The 986-nt window shown below is 37.0% G+C and carries 1 protein-coding gene; it reads right to left on the bottom strand.

Annotated features, from left to right (window positions below; all coding sequences use genetic code 11):
• Positions 1-569, bottom strand: a 569-nt coding sequence (locus JCM12296_RS39520; protein WP_218188463.1) for a hypothetical protein, incomplete at its 3' end; no start/stop codon positions are given.
• Positions 570-986: the final 417 nt, after the last annotated feature.

The following is a 986-nucleotide window of genomic DNA, read 5'->3' as shown; positions in this document are numbered from 1 at the left end:
CTGAACAAATCTAAATTAAACAGATCTTTTTCTGAAAATGGAATATGATGCTGGCTAAAATTTATGAATTGCCTATGGTCAATTCTCATCTGGAAGTGATAATGTGGATAGTTAGAATTACCTCCATCATGTCCCTCATAATCATTTCTCGAACAATTAAATGTCCATTCGATATTTTTCCATTTTATAGTTGTTTCAAACAGTTTATTCTCATCTTTTTCCTCAAAAAGGTCATTAATATTCCCTTGGAATCGTTCTTGATTTGCAACCCATCTAAGATAGGATGATATTTGATGATAATCATATTGCCGATATACCTTTGAAAAATCCTTCGCTTTAAATTTACATCGCCTTAACAACCAATGGATGCACGGATTGCTTTTGCTTATTGTCTTAAATGGTTTCCCGCACAAATAACATTCACCTTTTAGATAATGCTCTTTGAATCTTTTGTGTTCTTCGACAGCTTGCTCATGCTGAAGTCGGTTCAACCTATCCAACTCACCATCAGGAAGATTATCTATTATTTTTTTAAACGAATCAGCATCTACTCTTCTATGCTCACTCATCAATGACTCCTACGAAATATCTCGTGGTAGGAACGCCGGTCACCCGACGCCCCCCACACAGACCCGAACGTGCGGTTTTCTCGCATCTTATGTGGTTAACCACATAAGATGCGTTATGTTGCGAACTTGTTTATGTGGCGAAGTATCCATATCAGACTGATATTGTAGAATACAGTCCCTTATTTTCACAACATAATACGACTCAACCGGTATTTTACAACGTCTCGAAAAAGGCCATAAAATTGCTATCGGCGTGCAATCTTAGCAGATAATTGATTACAGACTCCTGTTGGGTGAGCGACCAGGTTTCCAAAGCCTCACCAAGACGACTTAAATTATGTTGTGAAGTTTAACAAACTATATTGTGATATCGAGAACTTAGAATGATTTCACAACATAACCAAGTTCGCAACATAA

Source organism: Desulfosarcina cetonica JCM 12296 (genome assembly GCF_001311845.1).
GTDB classification, from domain to species: domain Bacteria; phylum Desulfobacterota; class Desulfobacteria; order Desulfobacterales; family Desulfosarcinaceae; genus Desulfosarcina; species Desulfosarcina cetonica.
This window is presented reverse-complemented; position numbering and strand designations above follow the sequence as displayed.